This window comes from Mycobacterium sp. 1482292.6 (assembly GCF_001672995.1).
Taxonomy (GTDB): domain Bacteria; phylum Actinomycetota; class Actinomycetes; order Mycobacteriales; family Mycobacteriaceae; genus Mycobacterium; species Mycobacterium europaeum_A.
In genome coordinates, this window is the sequence record NZ_LZKV01000048.1 from 76,261 (window position 1) to 96,128 (window position 19,868).

16 protein-coding genes are annotated in these 19,868 nt (G+C 67.8%); 10 read left to right on the plus strand and 6 right to left on the minus strand.

The features are described 5' to 3' along the window. Positions 1-65 precede the first annotated feature (65 nt). The 6 genes from sigM to A5624_RS04060 all read right to left on the minus strand — a co-directional run bounded on the left by sigM (position 66) and on the right by A5624_RS04060 (position 8,258). Positions 66-659 (minus strand): RNA polymerase sigma factor SigM, encoded by a 594-nt coding sequence (gene sigM / locus A5624_RS04035; RefSeq protein ID WP_066861873.1) that lies wholly within the window; start codon positions 657-659, stop codon positions 66-68. A 79-nt stretch (positions 660-738) separates the two neighbouring features. Then, a complete protein-coding gene (locus A5624_RS04040) occupies positions 739-4,374 on the minus strand; it encodes a murein biosynthesis integral membrane protein MurJ (protein WP_066861876.1) in 3,636 nt (1,211 codons plus the stop codon). Beyond that, complete coding sequence (locus A5624_RS04045; RefSeq protein ID WP_066861879.1) at positions 4,371-6,794, minus strand: hypothetical protein; 2,424 nt, start codon at positions 6,792-6,794, stop codon at positions 4,371-4,373. The genes A5624_RS04040 and A5624_RS04045 overlap by 4 nt, the downstream gene beginning before the upstream one ends. After that, a complete protein-coding gene (locus tag A5624_RS04050; protein ID WP_066861891.1) occupies positions 6,791-7,525 on the minus strand; it encodes an NUDIX hydrolase in 735 nt (244 codons plus the stop codon). The genes A5624_RS04045 and A5624_RS04050 overlap by 4 nt, the downstream gene beginning before the upstream one ends. Positions 7,526-7,611: 86 nt before the next feature. Beyond that, positions 7,612-7,911 carry a hypothetical protein gene (locus A5624_RS04055; protein WP_066861895.1) on the minus strand — a complete coding sequence of 100 codons (300 nt, stop codon included), beginning with the start codon at positions 7,909-7,911 and terminating at the stop codon, positions 7,612-7,614. An 11-nt stretch (positions 7,912-7,922) separates the two neighbouring features. Then, entirely contained in the window at positions 7,923-8,258 is a 336-nt protein-coding gene (locus tag A5624_RS04060) for a hypothetical protein (protein ID WP_231998282.1), read from the minus strand. A gap of 138 nt (positions 8,259-8,396) precedes the next feature. Between A5624_RS04060 and A5624_RS04065 the strand changes: the two genes are divergently transcribed. The 10 genes from A5624_RS04065 to A5624_RS04105 all read left to right on the plus strand — a co-directional run bounded on the left by A5624_RS04065 (position 8,397) and on the right by A5624_RS04105 (position 19,866). Further along, the gene (locus tag A5624_RS04065; RefSeq protein ID WP_066861898.1) at positions 8,397-9,839 is read left to right on the plus strand and encodes a CCA tRNA nucleotidyltransferase; all 1,443 of its coding nucleotides are present in this window, start codon (positions 8,397-8,399) and stop codon (positions 9,837-9,839) included. A 24-nt stretch (positions 9,840-9,863) separates the two neighbouring features. Continuing rightward, complete coding sequence (locus A5624_RS04070; RefSeq protein ID WP_066861901.1) at positions 9,864-10,370, plus strand: pullulanase; 507 nt, start codon at positions 9,864-9,866, stop codon at positions 10,368-10,370. Positions 10,371-10,395: 25 nt separating this feature from the next. Next, positions 10,396-12,375, plus strand: coding sequence for an alpha/beta hydrolase (locus A5624_RS04075; protein WP_066861904.1), 1,980 nt, complete (start codon positions 10,396-10,398; stop codon positions 12,373-12,375). Between the two features lie 87 nt (positions 12,376-12,462). After that, positions 12,463-12,792, plus strand: a complete 330-nt coding sequence (locus tag A5624_RS04080; protein WP_066861906.1) for a DUF2563 family protein — start codon at positions 12,463-12,465, stop codon at positions 12,790-12,792. Between the two features lie 827 nt (positions 12,793-13,619). Continuing rightward, complete coding sequence (locus A5624_RS27160) at positions 13,620-14,060, plus strand: hypothetical protein (protein WP_232002196.1); 441 nt, start codon at positions 13,620-13,622, stop codon at positions 14,058-14,060. A gap of 477 nt (positions 14,061-14,537) precedes the next feature. Beyond that, positions 14,538-14,723, plus strand: coding sequence for a hypothetical protein (locus A5624_RS28875; protein WP_232002197.1), 186 nt, complete (start codon positions 14,538-14,540; stop codon positions 14,721-14,723). 286 nt (positions 14,724-15,009) lie between these two features. Beyond that, complete coding sequence (locus A5624_RS27170) at positions 15,010-15,555, plus strand: hypothetical protein (protein WP_082990480.1); 546 nt, start codon at positions 15,010-15,012, stop codon at positions 15,553-15,555. 1,504 nt (positions 15,556-17,059) lie between these two features. Then, entirely contained in the window at positions 17,060-17,710 is a 651-nt protein-coding gene (locus A5624_RS29415) for a DUF5631 domain-containing protein (RefSeq protein WP_369827434.1), read from the plus strand. A gap of 162 nt (positions 17,711-17,872) precedes the next feature. After that, positions 17,873-18,733, plus strand: a complete 861-nt coding sequence (locus A5624_RS04100) for a hypothetical protein (protein WP_156748792.1) — start codon at positions 17,873-17,875, stop codon at positions 18,731-18,733. 287 nt (positions 18,734-19,020) lie between these two features. After that, positions 19,021-19,866 (plus strand): DUF4226 domain-containing protein, encoded by an 846-nt coding sequence (locus A5624_RS04105; protein ID WP_066861921.1) that lies wholly within the window; start codon positions 19,021-19,023, stop codon positions 19,864-19,866. Positions 19,867-19,868 lie beyond the last annotated feature (2 nt).

Genomic DNA, 19,868 nt, shown 5'->3' on the forward strand with positions numbered 1-19,868 from the left:
ACCCAGTGTCCGTCATGCACGCAGCGATGGCCACGCGTGGTCCGCTGCGGCGGTCTTTCGGTCGGCTAGTTCAGCCCCTGGCCGGTGGCGGTGTCCGGCAGGGCGTGTGCGCCCGCGTTGAGGTAGCCCAGCAGTTCGGCGAGCCGCACCCGTCCGCGCGCACAGCGGCTCTTGACCGTGCCTTCGGCGACGCCGAGCAGCCGGGCGGTTTCGGCGACCGAATAGCCCTGCATGTCGACGGCCACCACCGCGGCCCGTTGCTCGACGGGAAGCCGCATCAGCGCGCGCTGCACGGCCATCGTGGTCTCGACCTGAGCCGTGCGATCGGCGACCGGATAGATGTCTTCGAGCGGGACGGTCGGATGCGCTTTGGTGCGGCGCAGCCGGTCCAGACACGCGTTGACGACGATGCGGTGCAGCCAGCTGCCGACGGCGGCGTCGTGCCGGAACGCGCCGGCGCCGCGGTGTGCCGAGAGCATGGCGTCCTGCAGCGCGTCCTCCGCGTCTTCCGGGGTGCGAGTCGTCAGCCGGGCGAGCCGGTGCAGGTGCCGCTGATGACGCCCGAACAACTCGCCGAATGCGTAACGGTCGCCGGCCACATGGGCTGCCAGCAGCTCGGCGTCACTGCGCTCACGCTTGGCGTTTCTTCCGAAGCCCACGGCCGGACAGTAACCAATTGCGTATGGCCCGGCACTTCACTCGGAAGGGTCGATGTGAGTGGCCGACAAGCGCCGCGGATTAGGACGCGGCCTGGACCGTTATCTCCGAAAATCCGGCCTGGCTCTTGCCGCTGGTGGATCCCAGCGTCGAGATCCACACCAGCACATTCGATGTCGGCGAGCCGGCCCGGACCGGGATCACGTTGTGGCCGGGCTTGAGCGTGAAGGCCGGGGCCAACACGGTCGTGTCGTTGAGGCTGGACGGCGACGACGAGGACGCGGCGCGGATCTCCACCTTGGTCCCGTTGCTGGGCGTGTCGATAGTGACCTGGCCGACCACGGTGGGGCTGGGCAGCTGCAGGATCAGCCCTTCGCCCTGCTTGAAGCTGGGGAACGGAACGGCGTCGGTGTAGACCTCGGTCGCCCAGGCCGTCGAGGGATCACCGTCGATGGCCTGCCCGGCCGTCCCGGCGTTGTCGGCGTCACCGTCGGGGGAGAAGACCGTCGCTTTGGTCGGTTTGACGACGCTGCCCGCGGCGGCGGGCGGGGCGCTCGACGATGCCGATGCGGACGACGACGAGGGGCCGTTGAGGCCCAGCTCATCCTTGTTGAGGCCGCCACCGACATTGCCGAAGATCTTGCTCACGATCGACGCCAGCACCAGCAGGGCCACCACGATGACGGCGAGGCCGGCGCCGACCCCGATGAGCACGTTGCGCCGCCGCCGCGCAAGGGTCGCCTGCTCCTGGCCGGGTGAGATCAGGGCCGCCGACGGCGAGGGCGAATCGTCGATCGGGCCGAGCACCTCGGTGCGGTCGGCGACCGCGGTGGCCTGCTGGAGCAGGTTCAAAAGCGTTGAGGCGCTACGTATTCCGCCGTCCTCTTGGACCGCTCGGACGGCGACGGCGGAGATCTGGAAGGGGATGTCGCGGTCGACGGACATGGGCTCGACGGGGTTGCCGGCCGAGTCGCGTTCGGCCGCCGCGAGTCCGCTGCGCACCCCGCTTTCCAGCAGCGGCCACCGATTGACCAGCAGGGCGTAGAGCGCCGCGCCGATGCCGCGGATGTCGTCCTGCGGGTTGGCCTCGGGCATGGTCGCGGGGTAGGCCAGCACGACGTCGCCTTCGATGCTGACTCGCACCCGGCTGGGGTGGTCGATCGACAGCGCGACACCGGCGCGGTGTGCCGCGTCGGCGGCGGCGGCCAGCGACTGCATGGCTCGGACGGCGCCCACCGGTGAGGGCGCGGTGTCGGCCACCTCCTGCAGCGAACCGCCCCGAATCCACTCGGAGACCACCAGGCCGCCCGAGCCGGTGTGCACCACGTCGAGGACCCGGGCGATGCCGGGTTTGTCGATGCGGCTGAGCCGTAGGGTGCGCGACAGGATCTCCTGGAGGACCTCGTCGGGCAGGGCGCCGTCCGGGTCGACGAACGTCAGCGCCACTTGCCGATCCAGGGCGGTATCCAGCGCCTGCCAGAACTGCAGCGGCGGGGCGCCGCCGTGGAACACCAGCAGCCGATACCGCCCGCCGGCGATCCGGGCACCGGGGACCAAGTGCACGTCGTCTCCCGCGGTGTCCGCCGAACGCTCGCGCGGCGGTTCGAACGGCGTCGGTGCGCGTCGGGCGTCGCCGCGGATATCGCCATTGGCGTGTTCGGCGGGGCGCGGGGCGGACCGGGGCGGCTCCTCGGCCGGGATGTCCGGCTGGAAGTCGTCGGCGAGCGGCCGTGGCGTGCCGGAACTCGCGCCAGATCCAGCGCTGGGGGCTGCGCTTTCCATCGGGCGGTCGGTCACCTCCGGTCCTTTCGCTTGCCGGGCTCGGTTCGCCCGCTCCGGAGGCCTGCGCCGGATCGGCTCCTGGACCGCATTTACCCCAGGCGGGGATGAATTCCTCTGCTCAGGGTACGTGACGGGGCGCCGGTGAGACGATCGATCCTTCGCACTGGGATTGCGCGGGCGTGGTCCGCGGCCGGTGATGCGGTACCGCAGGGCATCCAGCGCTGCCCGCGCCTCGGGCACCTGCGCGCGCAGCATGACTGCGGCGATGATCGGCAGCATGATGAGCCCCAGCACGAACAGGCGAAGCAGGGAACCGGCACCGCCGTGGGCGGTGAGCTGATCCAGTCCGAGCAGCCGGTCGACCACGTGGGCGATCAATCCGGCCAGCATGGACGCGGTGAGCGTCACCAGGATCGTGCGGACTTCGCCGGCACCGATCAGGTGGCCCCCGGCGGGTAGCAGGGCGCGGCGCAGCAGCACGTAGCCGATGACCGCGCCGGCCAGAAAGCCGACGCCGTTGGCCAGCCCCAGAAAACCGGCCACCAGCTTGGGGTCGTGGGTGACGTGCGGCGCCAGCACCGAGCCCAGGATCTTGACGGCCGTGATGACGAGGATGATGACGATCGGCGTCCACGGCTGTTCGCGGGCGTAGAAGACCCGCAGCTGCAGTAGCACCAGCCCGTACGGGATCAGCGTGAAGGCCGAGAGGGTGATCGCGGCACCCAGGTAGCCGGCGTCGACGTCCCCGAAGTGGCCGTAGGCGAACAGGGCGCTGCCCATCGCGGGACCGCCGACGGTCATGAACGCCACGATCGGGATAAGCGTGATCAGCGTCAGCCGGGTGGCCAGGGACAGGTCGCCGAGCACGGCCTTGGTGTCGTCGGCGGCGGCGTTGCGGCTCAGCCGCGGCATCACCACGGTCAGCACCGTCACGCCGATCATGCCGAACGGCAGCATCAGCACCAGCCAGGTGTAGTTGTAGATCGCGGGACCCGACGCCGCCGCGGTGCTGGCGATCTGGTTGCCCACGACCAGGCCGAGCTGGCTGATCAGCACGTAGAGCACCATCGCGGCGGCCATGGTGCCGAAGCGCTTGAGGCGCTGGTCGATTCCCCACAGCGGGCGCAGGTCGACACGCTGGCGGCGCAGTGCCACCAGCAGCAGCCCGGTTTGGGCGAACACGCCCAGGGTGGTGCCCACGGCGAGCACCAGCAGCTTGGCGTTGCCCATGCGGACGGGGTCGACGGACAGTTCACCGGGAACCAGCACGTAGATCGCCAGGGTGATCAGCGCGACGACGTTGTTGACGACCGGTGCCCACGCCGTGGGCCCGAACACGTTGCGGGTGTTCAGGATCGCCATGAACACCGAGGTCAGGCCGTAGGCGAGGACCTGGGGCAGCAGCAGGTAGGCGAACGCGATGGTCAGCGGCTCGTTGACCTGCGGCGCGCGGCCCAGCATCAGCCGCACCAGCAGCGGGGCGGCCACCACCGACAGTGCGGTGGCGACGATCAGCAGCGCCGTCGTCAGCGTGACCAGGCGCCGCACAAAGGCCGCGCCGCCGTCAGGGTCGCTCTGCTCGGCGCGCGCCAGCACCGGCACGAAGATCGCGGTGAAGGTCGCCTCCAGCACGAGGGCGGCCACCAGGTTGGGTAGCTGATTGGCCACCGAGAATGCGCTGGACAGCGCGGCGCCCAGGATCGCGGCCAGCAGCACCACGCGGGCGAAGCCGGTGAGCCGGCTGATCAACGTGGCGAAGGCCATCGCCCACGACCGCGAGACCAGCGCGGAGTCCGACAGCTCGGGGCGGCGCCGGTCGATCTCGGCGGCGACGGGCGGCAGCGGGCCGGTCGGCGGTGAGCCCGGCGCCCGGGAAGGCCGGGCCGACTCGGGCAGGCGGTGGTGGTGCTGGGCCTGCCGGTAGGCGGGCGTCATACTCGGTGCTCTTCTTCGACGTGCTCCTGATCCACCCCGTGGTCGGGGTCGTCGCGCGCCTCGTCTGCGGTCGCGTGCCGGGCGTCGGGTGGATCGGGGCGGTCCAGGTCGGCGCGGTCGGGCTGGCCACGGAACCGGTGCCACAGCCGCCGGCCGGCTAGCAGAACCAGCACCGCCGCCGCGGACAGCGTAATGGCGAACAGGACCTTGCCGTAGGCGTTGGAATGCACCGACAACCGGACCGGCTCGCCCAGCCGCAGACCGTCCGGGGTCCGCAGGGTCGCGTCGACGGCGACGCGTTGGGTGAAGTTCACTTCGACGGGAATGCGCAGCGGGAGGTAACCGGGGGGCAGTTCGATCTGACCGATGTCGGTGACGTTCATGCCCGGCGGCGCATCGACGTGCAGCCGCACGCGGATCGGAACGGCCAGGCCGTTGTGCAGCGCCAGCGGCAGCGGGCTGTGCTCGGTGGCCAGGGTGTAGGAGCCGCCGGGGTTGACGATCGTCACCGCGCCGAACAAATCGTTGATGGTCTTGCCGACCACCGCCAGGCGTTGCTGAGCCAATCCGTTTCGGGTGTCGGGCGGTTCGGACTGGCTCAGCGCGCGCAGCATGTCCTCGCGCAGCGGCGCGGTGTACTGAACGCCGGTCAGCCCGGTGCGGTCGTCGGTCATCAGCGAAGACGTCAGTCCCCACAACCGGCCGACCTGGCTGGCGATGCCGGCGGTGACGTCGTCGCCGAACTGGCCGCGGGGAGAGTTGTCGGTGCCGGCCTGTTGCGTGGATTGGTCGCGCGCCTGGGCCGCCTGGTTCGCCTCGGCGATCACCGCCGGCAGCGGGCGCGGCACCGCCAGGCCGGACCGGATGGTGGTGGTCAGGGCGGTCAAGATGACCTGGGCGTCGTCGGCCTGCAGGTTCCATGTCGTCGGCGGCACCAGGATCTGGGTGCGCGGGTCGTCACGCCGGAGGGCGTGCCAGAAGATCGAGCCCAAGGCGTCCTGGCGGCGTGCGGTCACCGAATCGTGGCCGAGCCGGACGGTGAGTGAGGAGTCCAGGTATGTCGGCGCCTCGGGGGAGGTGCCGGCGCCGGCCAGGGCGGCGCCGACGGCGGGGTCGAACGGCGCGACCGCGACCTGCGGGGTCAACCGCCGCGGCGCGGTGTCGACGGCCGTCGCGGCGGCGTCCTGTGCCTCGGTGGCCGACAGGTCGGCGGCGGCGACCGCGACGGTGTTGTCGTTGCCGCTGAGCAGCTTGACCGCGCGGTCGGTCAGGGGGCCGTCGGGTACCAGCGTGGCGCCGCGGGTGGAGGCGACGTCCAGGATTTTGTCGATGATGCCGTTGGCGCTCGTGGTGGCGATCGCGCTGAGGCCGGGATCGTTGACGCGCTGCACGGCGTCCAGATCGGCCTGCGCGTAGGGGAGCGGAGCCACGCAGGTCCGGTGCGCCAGCGCGCGCAGGCGGTTCAGCCATTCGGTCGCGGTGGCCTGCCCGGCGCCGGGATGGGTCGGGGTGCCGGGCAGCTGACCGGGTCCGTCGGGGGAGTTGGATACGACGTAGCCGGCGGTCATCGCGTTGACGGTGACCAGCAGGTCCGGGTCGATCGCCAGGCACAACGCGCGGCCGACGGCGCCGTCGGGGTCGACGTCGTGACTGGTGGCGACTTCGGCGGAGGCCAGCAGGATGTCGAGCCGGCCGCCGCTGGCCAACGAGGTGGCCAGGTCGTCGTCGACCAACCGCACCGGGATGGTTCCGCCCGGCACGCCGGGGGCCAGCCTGGGCCGGTCGGCCAGCGGCCACAGCATGGTCATCGCGACGGGTTTGGAGGTGTCGGGCGCGACGGCCGAGCCGATGTCGTCGGCGCGATCGGGTGGCACCCCGACCACGGGAAGCAGGAAGCGCGCGTTGTCCAGCCGCGCGGGTGCGCCGTAGTCGGGTGTGCCGTTGACGTTGACCAGGATCGGGTAGATGCCGGGCTTTTCCACGCCCAGCGACGGCTTGCTCAGCGCCCGCAGCGGGGCCGACAGGGTGAAGCCGACTTCTTGCCCGCGCTGCAGTTCGGGCGCCACGGTGAGGAAGTCGGCGGCGGCCTGGTAGCCGTCGGTGTCGCCGTCGAGGGTGGTGCGCAGGCCCGCGGAGGCGGTGACGGCGCCGGCGTGCTCGAGCCGGACCATGACGTCGCGGACCGGTCGGTCGCCGATGTTGGTCACCATGCCGCTGACGGTCACGACGGGTGGACTGGTCGTGGTGACCACGTCCGGGGTGACTTGATCGATGCGGACGCGGACGAACGGCGTCACCCCGGGCTCGCCCGCCGCCGCGCGCGGCATCACCGGGCCGGTGAGCGCCGCGAGTCCGGCCACGATGGCGAGCACGGCGGCGACGCGCGCCAGGCCGGCCCAACGCAGATGTAGAGCGGTCACGGCCCCGGTCCGTGGCCGTTCTTCCGGCCAGCGGCCGGGTGGTCCGCATGCCGGGTCCGCGAATGTGTCTGCGGGCGGCGCCGCGGCGCGCTGGGCGGCAGCGGTGGAAGCGAGGCCGGGCCGTCGCTTCGCAACTTGTCGATCAGCTCGTCGGCCACCTTGGCCAGGCGGCGTTCGTCGGCGTAGGCGAGCCGGGACGGCAGTTCACCCATGGGCACCCAGGCGACCTCGGCGACTTCGAGATCCTCGTCGGACAGCTCGCCGCCGGAGAAGCGCATTAAGTAGTGGTGCACGGTCTTGTGCACGCGGCGGCCGTCGGTGACGAACCAGTAGTCGATGCGGCCCAGCGCGGCCAGCACACTGCCCCGGATGCCGGTCTCTTCGGCGACCTCTCTGATTGCGGTCTGCTCGGCGGTCTCACCTTGTTCGATGTGCCCCTTGGGCAGCGACCAAAGCATTCGTCCGCGCCGGTCGATGCGCCCGATCAGGGCGGCGACCTGTGATTCCCGCGGGCCGTCGAGACCGTCGATGACCAACCCCCCGGCGGAGGTTTCGTGGACGGTGCGCAGCTGGTCCGGTCCGCGGCGAGACGCCCTTGAGCGGCGCGACTTGGTGGCCGTCGAGTCGCCGGTCGCTTGACCGGTGGTTTGATTCTCGGACGAATTCGCGGCACCACGGCCCCGGCGCCGCCCCCGGCGCCGACGTGGTTTGCCTTGTTCGCCGTCCGACACCCAAGCGATAGTAGCTGGCACGGCATATTCTCCCGGAGATACTCGCCGCGCGGTGAGCGCGCGAGCTCACGGCGGAATGTGTCTCGTCAGAACGGGCCTATCGCGTGCGCGATCGCCCATACCCCACCGAAGATCAGTAGTGAGAGTGGTCCAGACAGGCTGCCTATGAGCATTCCGCGCCCGATTTGGCCCATCGTTCCAGAGGCCTGCATAACCAGAGCAGCGATCGCCATGTAGATCAGGACGACGGGAAGTACAAAAACGATCGAGTACGGCATGAAGAGCCAAGTGGTGAACTCGACGACGAAAAGATGTAGTACCGCTACCCCGAAAGTGACCGGGCCATAGCGGGATTTCGATGCCGGAATTAGCGATTCATCGGCCATCACAGGACCTTTCAGCGCAGAACCACGTAGGCAAACACAGCTCCACCGATGAGGAGGACAGCGGAACAGCTCGCGACGCTGAGCGAAAGGCCACGGCGGCGTGACGATTGCGCGGTGCGAAGCACGGCGCTGATCAACAAGCCCTCGACCGTCGTTACCAACAGCGCGGCGCTCAGCCAGGGGCGCTCGCCCGCGGAGGCGCTGTGCGTGCCGAATGGCCACTTGCCCAGTAACCATGCGTTGACGATCAGTATCGCCAGAAGGCCTTGGATGACGAAGGGCGCCGACAGCGTCGCCGTGCGCCAGGCGCGTGCATCGAGAGACTTCGATCGGACAGATAACGGCATGGCGTGATTCCTGACGGGAAGGAGCGACCGATTCTCGCGCGAGGTTACTGACGCTCAGCGCCCGGTCAATTCACCTTTGGTGACGTGCGAGGCTCCTCACACGGGCTTTTCGTCCCCACCCGACTAGGCTGATCGAACGTGCCAGACGCCGCCCAGGATGCCGACCTGCTGACCGCCGCCGCGGTCGCTCTGAATCGGCACGCGCCCATGCTGGCCGAGCTCGGCTCCGCGTTCGACGCCGCGGGCCACGAGCTCTATCTCGTCGGAGGTTCGGTGCGGGATGCCTTGCTGGGCAGGTTGAGCCCCGACCTGGATTTCACCACCGACGCCCGTCCCGAGCAGGTGCAGCAGATCCTGCGCCGGTGGGCCGACAACCTTTGGGACACGGGGATCGAATTCGGCACCGTCGGCGTCGGCAAGGGCGAGCACCGGCTGGAGATCACCACGTTTCGCGCAGACACCTACGATCAGGTGTCCCGGAATCCCGAGGTGCGCTTCGGCGATCGCCTCGAAGACGATCTGGTGCGCCGCGACTTCACGGCCAACGCGATGGCCGTCCGCATCACGCCGGACGGGCCCGGTGAATTCCTGGATCCGCTGGGGGGTTTGGCGGCGCTGCGCGATCGGGTGCTGGATACCCCCGCCGCGCCGGAGGTGTCCTTCGGCGACGACCCGTTGCGGATGCTGCGCGCGGCGCGGTTCGTCTCGCAGCTCGGCTTCCGCGTTGCGCCGGGGGTCCGCGAGGCGATCGAACAGATGGCGCCGCAGTTGTCTCGGATCAGCGCCGAACGGGTGGCCGCCGAGCTGGACAAGCTGGTGCTCGGCGCGGACCCGATGGCCGGCGTCGATTTGATGGTGCAAACCGGCATGGGTGAGGTGGTGCTGCCCGAGGTGGGCGGCATGCAGATGGCCATCGACGAACACCACCAACACAAGGACGTCTACCAACACTCATTAACGGTGCTGCGTCAGGCGATCGCCCTGGAAGATGACGGCCCGGACCTGGTGCTGCGGTGGGCGGCGCTGCTGCATGACATCGGCAAGCCCGCCACTCGGCGCCACGAGCCCAACGGCGGCGTGAGCTTTCATCATCACGAGGTCGTCGGCGCCAAGATGGTGCGAAAACGGTTGCGCGCGTTGAAGTATTCCAAGCAGATGGTCGAGGACGTCTCGCAACTGGTGTATCTGCATCTGCGGTTCCACGGCTACGGCGACGGCAAGTGGACGGATTCGGCGGTGCGCCGCTACGTCACCGATGCCGGTCCGCTGCTGCCGCGGTTGCACAAATTGGTGCGAGCCGACTGCACGACGCGCAACAAGCGTCGGGCCGCGCGGCTGCAGGCCAGCTATGACCGGCTCGAGAAGCGGATCGCCGAGCTGGCCGCTCAGGAGGATCTGGCGCGGGTGCGCCCCGATTTGGACGGCAACCAGATCATGGAGCTGCTCGGCATCCCGGCCGGTCCTCAGGTCGGCGAGGCCTGGCGGTTTCTGAAGGAACTCCGACTCGAGCGCGGACCGTTGGACAGCGCGGAGGCGACCGCAGAGTTGTTGGCGTGGTGGAAGTCTCGGGGGAACGAGTAGCGGCAGCCACGCGTCGGAATACGCATGGACTACTGTCTCGCTGGCGATAACGGCGCCGCCTTCTGGCACGGGCAACCCGACCTCGACCTGGACCACGACGGTCGTTTGGAATCGATCGGGCTGGATTTTGACCACGACGGATTACGCGACGACGCACTCGCTGATCTCGACGGCGACGGCATCGTCGATCACGCGGTGTTGGATCTCAACAACGACGGCACCCCCGAGGCCTACTTCACCGACGACGGATCCGGGACGTGGGCGGTGGCGATGGACCGCGGGGGCCAGCTGCGCTGGTTCGGCCTCGACGGCGTCGAACACACCGGCGGCCCGCTGGTCGATTTCGACGGCCAGGGCCGCGCCGATGCCCGCCTCGTCGACACCGATGGTGACGGGCTGGCCGACCGGGTGCTGCGCTCAGACGACAGCGGCGTGACCGGTTACGTCGACACCGACGGCGATGGCAAATGGAATGTGCGGCTGACCGATTCGGACGGCGACGGTCTGGCCGACGGCGCCAACTCGCTCTGAGGGTGGTGTCGACCTAGCGACGCCGATGTTACTGCGGCACTTGAGCATTGCGTTCCTCGTCGCCCAAGCCGGCGGTGACCCATGGTCGACCAACGCCAGCATGCAAGCCGGTCGCCCCGCGCAGATTTCATACCTGGCGCGGGCTTTTCGCGACGCCGGAGTGAGCACGGCGGAGGCGGTCGCCGCCTTCGAGGCTGCCCGGCGCCGGTTCGAGGCGGCCTGGGATCACCAAAACGCGGATCATTCGATCAACAATGCCGCCGAGGTGCAGCGGGTGACCCGGTCGCTGGGCCTGCAGGCCGGGCAATTGCCGCGGATCGCCGTCGATTTGGAGAACGTCGCCGCGGCGCTGGCCGAAGCCCAGCGGGCCTGCACGAGATACCTGGACGCGCTGGAATACGACCTCGAAGACATCGACGACGAGATGTGCGATGCGTTGGCGGACGGCGATACCTGTGGTGCCGACGATCTGCGCACCGACGCCGTCAGCGAGGTTGCGGCGATCGTGGTGCAGCTGCGTCGGATTCGCGACGGGTATTCGGAGGTGCTGACGGCCGCGCTAGGGAGCTTGCGGACAGATGGTGTAGACCCGGCGGAAATTCAGGGCGTCGACGAGCTGGCCATTCCGCCGCCGGACAGCAGTCCGGAATGCGTCAAGCGGTGGTGGGATGCGCTGAGCGCGAATCAAAAGAAGCTACTTGTCGATCAAGGCACGCACGAGTTGGGCAACCTCAACGGGATTCCGGCGGAGGTGCGTGATGCGGTGAACCAGGCCGCCATGAACGAAGATATGCGCAGGGTGGAAGACGTCGCCCGCCGGAGCGGACTGGACCCAAAGACGTTGCGCGACAGCGCGCTGCGCAACCGGGACGCCGATATCTTCACCAGGCCCGAGGACTACGGGCTGTGCATCACCGACATCACCCGCTACCAGAACGCGGTCAAGACCATTGAGTTCCTCGAGCGCGACAAAAGCTCCGACGCCCCCCGCGGTCTGCCGATCATGCTGTGGGCGTATGACCCGCTGGCGTTCAGCGGCAAGGGCAGGGCCGCGATCGCGATCGGCAACCCGGACAAATCCCGCAACACGGCCGTCGTGGTCCCGGGCACCAACAGCAGCGTGCGGGGAGGGTGGATGTCGGACGGCACCGACGACGCCACCAATCTCTACGAACAGGCTGCCCGAGCCGACCCCCAGCGATCCACCGCGGTGCTGGCCTGGATGGGTTATGACGCACCCGAATTCGGCCAGCCGCATTGGCAACAGGCCATCACCGACCCCGCCGAATTGGAACAGGTCGGCACACCGTGGCGGGCGAGGCAAGCGGGTGCGCTGCTGGCCGCCGATGTCAACGGCCTCGCGGCGACACATGACGGACCGACCCCAGCGCACGTCACCGTCCTCGGACACTCCTACGGCTCCACGACCGTGGCCGACGCGTTCGCCCACAGCGGCATGCGTGCCAACGACGCCGTGCTAACCGGTTGCCCGGGAACGGATTTGGCGCGCGGCGCCGTGGACTTTCATCTCGATGGCGGCAGGTTGTATGTGGGGGCAGCGTCGACCGATGCGATCAGCTGGATCGGTGAGGCGGGCAGCGGCCTTCCGAACGGACTCAACGAGACGCTCGGCGCGCCGGTGGGACCGTTGGCCGGGCTGGGCGGCGACCCGGCGCATGCGGGTTTCGGGGCGGTGCGGTTTCGTGCCGAAGTCGCCGGCTCACACAGCGTCATGCCGTGGTTCACCGACCACTCGCTCTACTACGAGGTGGGGAGCGAGTCGCTACACAACATGACCGCGATCGTCACCGGGCACGGCGATGGTTTGGCCGGGGAAGGCATGCTCGCGCCCGAGCGGGCCCTGGCGCGGATAGCCGTTCCTCGCCAGGTGCACACCCCGTTCGGAACGGTGTCTTTACCGCATATCGGGTTCCAGCTACCGCTCACCGTCGACCCGGAATGGGATCGGCCGGCGCGCTCGGTCACCAATGGCCACGCGTTCTAGCGGCCGCGGTGTCGGAGGCGGTGAATTGACCACTCGAGAATCGGCATTTAGCCTGCTCACAGGTGTTATGACCCGGAAGGAGTGCCGATGTTCGTAGATACGGATCTTTTGCACTCGGGAGGCAATCAGTCGCACCGCGCCGGCGGACACGCTCAAGACGGCGCGGATCAACTGGCGGGCGGAACCGTCGAAGCAGGAATGTTCGGCGACTTCGCCGCGGCCGACGCGTTTCACAGTGCAGTCTCGGCCGCACACGGCCAGCACGTGAAAACCCTGCAGGGTCACAGTGAGACGCTCACGGGTGTCGGCACGAAGGCGCACCACGCGGCCAACGGGTTCACCAACATGGACAAGGCCAACGCCGCCGACATGAAGGCTCTCCGCCCGAGCGCTGGCCCCTCAGCACAAAACGTCTGAGCAACGGGCGTGACGGAGGATCCGCCCTCACATCCGGGTGTAGCGCCGCATGCTGGTCCGCCGGTAGGGCAGTGGGCACCGGGTTATCCCGCGCATTCCGCGCCGCAGGCGCCACGCTCACGCGTGTGGCCAGCGATCGCGATCGGTGCGATCGTTCTGGCTTTGGTCTCGACGGCCGTGGCGGTAGTTGCGTTGGTTGCGGCGACGTCGCGGTCATCGACTTCGAGCGCAACGTCGACGTCGGCCGCCCCTAGCTATAGCGCCGCCGAAGTATCTGCGGCGCACGAGAAGTTGTGTGACGCATACAAACTCGCTGCGCGTTCGGTCCAAATCGACACAAACGGCGACAACCCCGCACTGGCAGGCGTGGCCAGCGTAAATGCGGCGGTAACGCTGGAACAGACAGTAAACGTGGCACCTGCGATCCCGTCTAGCGATCGCACCGCTGCCCTCGCGTTAGCGGCTGCGTACACCAAAGCCACGGCGATGGGGAGTTGGTCGCAGCGGGACGACCCCGCCTTTCACGCGGAAGTAGATGATGTCAATGCCAAAGATGCCGCGATGAAAACGGTATGCGGTCTCGGGTGACTTCCCGTCCGCACGGCGTGGTGATTGCTCGCAGCCCCGTTAGCTGGTCAACTATTGAAGCGAGGTTCCCGAGAATAGGTCCCGGATGCGCTTGGTCTAAAGGAGGACGCATGGTGGGGGATTTGCCTCCGGCTCCGGGGGAGGGGCCAACCACCGGCCCGCCGCCAGGCCCAACGCAATGGGCTCCAGCATTTCCCGTTCAGCCGCCAATGCGTCCACGGACCTGGCCGGCGATCGCATTGGCCGCGCTTGGCGTGTTGCTTGGCATCGCTGCGCTGGTGGTCGCGCTGACCCGGCCGGCGAGCAATCAATCAGCGGTCTCCTCGACCACGTCGACCACACCCTCGTACACCGCGGACCAAACTGCAGCTGCACACAAACAGCTATGTGACACGTACAAGCTTGCGGCACATGCTGTTCAAATTGACACGAATGGCGATAATCCTGCATTTGCCGGTATTGCTACCGTGAACGCGGCAGTGATGCTAGAGCAGGCAGTGAACGGTGCACCAGCGATCTCGGCCGGCGACCGGTCTGCTGCACTCGCACTGGCTGCGGCGTACAGCAACGCTCAGGCCACCGCCAGCCTCGTTCAGACGCGCGACGACCCTGCTTGGCACACGGTGTCCGACGAAGTCAATACAAAGGATGCCGCGATGAAAAAGATATGCGGTAGTTAGCTACCTCCACAGAGCGACAGCGAGGCCGTTACTCGGTTCTTGTAGTTAAAGCGGATGATCTACGAACTATCCCCAAAGTTTGTTGTGAGCAGTGCTTCAGTAACTACAAGGAGGAATCAGTGTGGCGTCGAGTTCACGGAGCTCCCGCAGATGGACCGAGCGCCTGGCCCGCCCGGAGCAACGCATTGGGCACCTATGCCTTCCCAACGATCACCGCGCTGGCGTGCGTCGCCTGCGGTGGTGTTGGGCGCTGTGGCCACGGTAGCGGCGATCGCTGCATAGATTGTGGCGCCGACTCGGCCGGGAGCTACGAAGCCAACTACGACAAGCACTCCGCCGACCTACTGTGCTGCCAAGAATTCGGCTGCACAGTAACGACTCTGCGATACATACAAGCTGTCAGTGCGATCTGTTAAGAGTGACACGAACGGGGCGGAGAAGGGGCTTGCCCGTGTCACACTCTCTCATGCGGCAGGCATGCTGGACGACGCGGCTTGGGACGGGGCTGTCGATGCAACACTCCGCGATGCGGTGCGTGCACTAGCAGCGGCTTACCGCACCTCTAACGCGCTCAGCAGTTTTGCCACCGGCGCTGAGTATCGGGCAGCCCTCGACGACATCATTGCTAAAGATGCCCCGGTCAGAAATGCCTGCGGCAGCTAGCTCGCCACCGTTGAGGAACACGAGCATGCCAATGACTGAGCCGGCAAAGGCTTCCAACGGATGCATTCGCGCGGCCGATCAAAAGGTGAAGCAGAACCCCCACGAGGGAAGCGATGGATGGAATGAGCCGGGCACGTATATCGATTGCGGGATCGGACGATTAGGGCGACACGACGGCGCTAAGCCGCGCAGTGAATTGCTGCTATCCCCTCGGCTGCTCCACTATTGAAGGCCTAGGCACAGGCATTCGGAGTACTACACACGGCTGCGGACCGCAGGAGGACATATGGTGGAAGACTTGCCTTCGGGCCATCGTGGGGGGCAGGCTGCCCAACCGGGAAGTTGGCCGCCACCGCATTTCCCACAACCCGTATCTCGTGCACGCCCATGGTTGGCGATCGCTGTCGCAGTCACGGCCGCAGTAGCGGTCGCGGCGTTGGTGTTAGCTTTGATGCGACCGAGTGCTTCGCATTCGCCAGCTACCGCAACCGTAGCCCCCACCCATACGCCGGCGGAGACCGCCGCTGCCCAACAGCGGCTCTGCGACACCTACAAGTTGGCGGCCCGAGCTGTGCAAGTCGATACAAATGGCAGCGATAAAGCGTTCGCACGCATTGCGCTTACGAATTCCGCGGTATTGCTTCTCAACGCATCTAATGACCCTGCTTTGGACGAGCAGCACCGGAGCGCGGCTCAGGCTCTATCGACGGCATACCTGACGGATACGGCGAAGAGCAGCGAGGGGGCAGCTACCGAGACCGAATTTCACGGGGCGGTCGCCGATGTGAACGCGAAGGATGCCGCAATGAAGAAGGTATGCGGTGGCGGCTGATCTTCCCGCTGGTACCTGGACTGCTGCACTGATCGGACCTTGGTGGCCAGCACCGTCGACGGGACTACGTGCTGGCGCTCAACATTGGAACCAAGCGTGTGCGGAGCAGCAGCTATTCGCGCAAAATCTACGCACCCAGTGGACAGCCATTGCCGCAAGTAATAAAGGGCAGACGGCAGACGACCTCATAACCAGATATCAGCAAGGGGAAAAGCTCCATCTGGACCTTGCAGAAAAGTACCAGACAAAAGCATCGGCATTTAATTCCGGCGCCGATGCCATCTACTATCTACGAAGTCGCTTGTCGGACATAGCGAACACAGGCAACAAAGAGATCAATGACATCCTCGCATCACAGAAGCCGCCGCCGGAAAAATTAGCCGAAGTGCAAGCTGTCCAAGCGCGCTGTAACGCCGATGCCGCAAACGCCAGTAGGGATGCCCTCGACAAGATGATGGCGGCAACGCAAAAGATCCTCGATGCTGAAGGAATCGGCGGCAGCGCCCGGAGCTGGGCGCAGGCTAACGGATTCGGTGGTGGAGACGCAAAGCCGCCGGAGCCGATTAGCGAGCATGACTTGAGTTCGGCAAACGACGGCGTGGGCGGTTCCAATCGCGGTGGTGGCGGAGGCGGTCGCGACGGGGGATCTCAACCGGCTCCGGGAGCAGGCACTATCAATAGGGGAGCTGGGGGAACGAACCCGGGCGGTGTCCACGGTTCGGGGGGGCAACAGGTACTTCCCGCGGCGGGCGGTTCTAACTGGAATGGTGGCGGACCAGCGCCGGGCGCGCCGCCAGTAGCGCCGATGGGTCCGTCCGTCACTGGCGGTGGCGGTGGTGGTGGCGGAACCGTATCGCCCGGGATGCCTGGCGTACACGGCGGTGGAATGCCAGTATCTCCGGTCGGTCTAGGCCAGGGCGGCCAACCCGGATTGGCCCAGGCCTTCACGTCTGGTCTGGCGACTGGTCAAGCGACGGGCCCTGGCGGGCAAGCGTTTACGGCGGGGCCGCTACAAGCGATGGAGGCCGGAGGGCCTCAAACCCCCCAGGCCACCACACCGGTAGGGACGCCGACGATACCGAGCGCGGGAGCTTTCATACCCACGGGAACCCCGGTCGACGCACCCCCCTCGGCGTCCCCCGCGCCGGTTGCCACCGGGGGAGGCGGTTCAGTTGCACCCGTGATGACCGGCGCATCGTGGTCGTCGCCCGCACCAACCCTCGGCGGGGGACCTTCTATCCCCTCAGGATCGCTGCCCGCCTATGGTTCCGACCTGCGTCCGCCGGTAGTTGCGCCCCCATCCGTACCGTCTACCCCGGCCGGCCCCATGTCGGGTGCCCCGGTAGCGTCTTCGCCTGCATCGTCCCCGTCCGCTGGCGGCCCATTGGTCTCCCCGGTGGAGCGAACGGCGTCCGGGGCAGCCGCGGGTCAGGCGGGCGCGGGTTCGTCGACGATGGCTGGCGCATCGGCCGCCTCTGCGGCTACGGGCGCGACCGCCGGCGCGGTGTCCGCGAGGACGGCCGAGCAACAGCGGCTGCAGCGGCTCGTCGATGCGGTGGCCCGTCAGGAGCCGCGGCTGTCTTGGGCCGCGGGCCTCCGCGACGACGGCACCACGACGCTCCTCGTCACCGACCTCGCCGCCGGGTGGATCCCGCCGCATGTCCGGTTGCCCGCGCATGTCACCCTGCTTGAGCCGTCGGCACGACGGCATGACGCCAACGTGGTGGATCTGCTGGGCGCTATCACGGTTGCGGCAGCCCATCACGCCAACACATATGTCGCTGAACCGGGTCCCGACGAGCCTGCGCTCAGTGGAGATCGGCCCGCCCGCTCGGCCGCACCCGAACTCGAGGAGCTCGGGCCAACCCTGGTCGATGCCGTGCGACGCCGGGACGGCCTGCCACGAATCGCTCAGGCTGTGGCGGCGCCGGCGGTGCGAAAAACGGGCGTCCTCGAGAGCGAAACCGAGATGTTGCGGGAATGTACCGCTGAAATCCAGCACGCGGTGTTGAACGCCTATCCCAATCACGACCAAGCGGCAGTGGGGGATTGGATGCTGTTGGCGGCTATCCAGGCCCTGATCGACGGGCACGGGTACCTCGCGAATTATCACCTGGCCTGGTTTGACGCGATAAGTCAACGAGGCGGCTCCTAGTGCCCGCACTTGTTAGGTGAATAGCAATACCGGCAGTTTGTGCCAAGATCGTTGTACTAGCGCTCGGTGCGTCAAACGCCAAGGCTTTGCGATTGGGATGGAGGTGAGATCGTGGGCGGCGGCATCCAAGCGAATATCCCAACTTACGTCGGTTTGAATAACATGCCACAGGCGCCGCTTCCGACGGCGAATCCGCCGCACCCCCCCGATCAGTCGCCCGTCGGCGGTGGTGGCGGCGGCGCGTTAACGGGAGCGGGTAACGCCGGGGTCCCCAAAGACGCAGCGGATGTCGAGGCCGCAGACGCGGACCGTCGCGCCCACGCAGCCGACGCCGCGGCCAAGTTCCCTGCCAACGAGGCGAACAGCCAGCAGGACATGCAGATGATCCAGCAGATGCTGCAGAGCGTGACCGGTGCGGTCGGCGGGGCGATCGGTGGCGTCATGGGACCGCTGACGCAGCTGCCGCAGCAGGCGATGCAGGCCGGTCAGAGCGCCCTGCAGCCGCTGATGAGCGCAGTCCAGGGCGCCCACGGCGCCGGGCTCGTTAACGACGCGCACCTGGTCGACAGCGTCGGCAGCGGCGGCGGCGGCGCCGGACTTGGCGGCGGTTCCGGTGGCGGCGGCGCCGGCCTCGGCGGTGGTGGCACCACCCCGGCCAGCTCGTTGGGCCCGCCGCCGGTGCCGACGTCGTCCCCGCCGACGACGCCCGCGGCCGCCAAAGCGCCGATGATGCCGCCGACCGGTGGCATGCCCGCCATGCCCGGCCAATCCGGCATGACCGGCATGCCGATGATGCCCCCGGGCGCGATGGGCGCCGGCGGCGAAGGCGGCAAGAAGGACAACCCGGTCGAAAAGCGGATTACGGCCCCGGGCGTGCCCAACGGCCAGCCGATCAAGGGCCGCTTGACGGTGCCGCCGAGCGCCCCGGGCAACAAGTCCGGCGAGGCCAAGCCGACCGTCGTCACCAACCGGCCCAACCGCCGGATCGTCATCATGCCGTCCGACGACGAGCCGAAGGAATAGCCGACCAAACAGCCCACCGAAAGGTGAGTGGTCGGGTAATTCGCGCGGCAGTAGGGTCGCTACGTAATCGCGGCCGGCCAAGCCCCAATGCGCGGGTCATCTGGGATTGCCCGTTATTGACAGCAGAACTGTCGATACGTGCATGCTATTGGTACGTCTGCAGCGACCGCGGAAAACGCGGCCAGAAGGGTGTGGGAGTACTAACGCGAAGTGTCCGGCACGGATGCGGCGCCCACAGGGCGCACAGGTGGCTTAGGGCGGGGACGTCGGTGACCGATCCCCTGAAAATGCAAGCGGTCACGGCGTTGTCGCGCGCCCACAATCTGTACGCGGCACCCACGCGGGACGACGGGATCGGCGACGCACCGGCGCAGACGCAGGCATACGCCGAGGCGATGAAGCAGCACAGTGGCCTGCCCGCCGCGGCGGCCGCACGGTCGGGCGCCGCGAGGACGCAGTTGGCTCGGCTGGCCCACGCCGATCGGGCGCTGGGGCAGATCATCGCCGCGGCGCGGTCCGATCACGCGCGCGGCCGCGCGGCGACGAGGGTCAACCTGGACGCGGCCCTGACCGATACGACGCCGGCGGCCGATACACCGATGGGGCGCCGCGAGGCCGTCGCCCGGATGGCGGCCCGGCTGCGGACCCAACACCGGCACGTCGCCGGATCGCGCCGCCGGGCAAGGCTCCTCGCGCGCCGGCTGCGGCGCCTGCACTACCTGCAAGGGCGGTCGATGCACAGCAACCAGGGCAGCGGACGCGCGCCGGTGTTGGCGGCTATCCGTAAAGCGTTGGACATCAAGGGTATTCACGATCCGGCGGCCCGGGCTCGCTGGGAACGCGGCATGGACCTGGTCGCTCGCCGCGAGTCCAACTACGACGCGAACGCTGTGAACGGCTGGGATTCCAACGCGGCGCGGGGCACGCCGAGCAAGGGTGCCTGGCAGTTCATCGCGCCGACGTTCGCGGCCTATCACCAGCCGGGCACCTCGCGCGACATCCACAACCTGGTGGCGCAGGCGTGCGCGTTCATCAACTATGCGATGGGCCGCTACGGCGTCGCCGTCGACGCGTCGAATCTCGCCGATCGGATTCAGCAGGCCGATCCTCACCGAGCGCCCAAGGGGTACTGAGC

What these genes read in the sequence shown, in the direction of transcription:
- A5624_RS04070 (WP_066861901.1), top strand. Translation starts at nt 9,864, where the DNA reads ATGGACTACTGTCTCGCTGGCGATAACGGCGCCGCCTTCTGGCACGGG.
- A5624_RS04040 (WP_066861876.1), bottom strand. Translation starts at nt 4,374, where the DNA reads ATGACGCCCGCCTACCGGCAGGCCCAGCACCACCACCGCCTGCCCGAG.
- A5624_RS04100 (WP_156748792.1), top strand. Translation starts at nt 17,873, where the DNA reads ATGCCACAGGCGCCGCTTCCGACGGCGAATCCGCCGCACCCCCCCGAT.
- A5624_RS04105 (WP_066861921.1), top strand. Translation starts at nt 19,021, where the DNA reads ATGCAAGCGGTCACGGCGTTGTCGCGCGCCCACAATCTGTACGCGGCA.
- A5624_RS28875 (WP_232002197.1), top strand. Translation starts at nt 14,538, where the DNA reads ATGCTGGACGACGCGGCTTGGGACGGGGCTGTCGATGCAACACTCCGC.
- A5624_RS04055 (WP_066861895.1), bottom strand. Translation starts at nt 7,911, where the DNA reads ATGGCCGATGAATCGCTAATTCCGGCATCGAAATCCCGCTATGGCCCG.
- A5624_RS04060 (WP_231998282.1), bottom strand. Translation starts at nt 8,258, where the DNA reads ATGCCGTTATCTGTCCGATCGAAGTCTCTCGATGCACGCGCCTGGCGC.
- A5624_RS27170 (WP_082990480.1), top strand. Translation starts at nt 15,010, where the DNA reads ATGGTGGAAGACTTGCCTTCGGGCCATCGTGGGGGGCAGGCTGCCCAA.
- A5624_RS04075 (WP_066861904.1), top strand. Translation starts at nt 10,396, where the DNA reads ATGTTACTGCGGCACTTGAGCATTGCGTTCCTCGTCGCCCAAGCCGGC.
- A5624_RS04080 (WP_066861906.1), top strand. Translation starts at nt 12,463, where the DNA reads ATGTTCGTAGATACGGATCTTTTGCACTCGGGAGGCAATCAGTCGCAC.